We start from the raw sequence: 1,168 nt of genomic DNA, 5'->3' as shown, positions 1-1,168 counted from the left end.
CGTGGTGCCGGCCAGCCTGGACGGCGACGAGGTGCTCGAGCGGGTGCGCCGCGACGGCATGCAGGTGGCGCTGGTGGTCGACGAGTACGGCGGCACCGCGGGCATCGTCACCATGGAGGACCTGATCGAGGAGATCCTCGGCGACGTGCGCGACGAGCACGACGAGGAGGAACTCGATGTGCGCCGCACGGCCAACGGCTGGAACTGCTCGGGCCTGATGCGCATCGACGAGGTGTCCCGCACCACCGGATACGACCCGCCTGAGGGTGAATACGAAACCTTGGGTGGCCTGGTCCTGACCCGTCTGGGCCGGATCCCCGAAACCGGCGACGAGGTGCTGCTGCCCGAACCCGGCAACAGCCAGCTCGAGCACACCCACACCCGGGGCGGCTGGATCGCCACGGTCGAGCGCATGGACGGGCGGCGCATCGACCGCGTTCTGATCCGGCCGATCGACGCCGAGGCCCTCGCGATCTGGGAGCAGACTCATGGGTGACCTGTACGCCGTCCTGTTGACGTTCCTGCTGCTGTTGGGCAACGCGTTCTTCGTCGGTGCGGAGTTCGCCTTGATCTCCGCGCGCCGCGACCGGCTCGAAGCGCTTGCGGCGCAGGGCAAGCGCAGCGCCAATACCGTCATCGAGGCGGGCCAGAACCTGTCGATGATGCTGGCGGCGGCGCAGCTGGGCATCACCATCTGCTCGATCCTGCTGGGCCGGGTGGGTGAGCCCGCAGTGGCGCATCTGCTGGAGAAGCCGTTCGATCTGGTGGGCGTGCCGGATTCGCTGCTGCATCCGGTCTCGTTCGCGCTGGCGTTGACGATCGTGGTGATCCTGCACATCCTGCTCGGCGAGATGATCCCGAAGAACATCGCGCTCGCCGGTCCGGAGCGCATGGCGCTGCTGCTGGTTCCGCTGCACCTCATGTGGCTGCGGCTGGCCAAGCCGTTGATCGCGGTCTACAACTTCGCGGCCAATATCTCGCTGCGGGCGTTGCGGATCGAGCCGAAGGACGAGCTGGATTCGACGGTGTCGTCGGACGAGCTGGCCGAGATGTTCGGTGAATCGCGCTCCGAGGGTCTGCTGGACGAGGAGGAGCATCGTCGCCTCACGCAGGCGCTGGGCTCGAGCGATCGGATCGTCGCCGATGTGATGGTGCCGCTGGCCAAGGC

Annotated in this window: 2 protein-coding genes; both read left to right on the top strand. The window is 67.6% G+C overall.

The window, feature by feature from the left end:
• Window positions 1-496 (top strand): transporter associated domain-containing protein (locus tag ACIRS4_RS38035; RefSeq protein ID WP_404204824.1); only part of this gene is annotated, 496 nt, incomplete at its 5' end.
• On the top strand, window positions 489-1,168 hold a 680-nt coding region (locus tag ACIRS4_RS38030; RefSeq protein ID WP_404204822.1), incomplete at its 3' end, for a CNNM domain-containing protein. The genes ACIRS4_RS38035 and ACIRS4_RS38030, both read left to right, overlap by 8 nt.

The sequence above is a fragment of the Streptomyces sp. NPDC101166 genome (genome assembly GCF_044768125.1).
In the GTDB taxonomy this organism is placed as follows: domain Bacteria; phylum Actinomycetota; class Actinomycetes; order Streptomycetales; family Streptomycetaceae; genus Streptomyces.
Note: the sequence above shows the minus strand (reverse complement) of the source record. Positions and strands in the feature narration are given on the sequence as shown.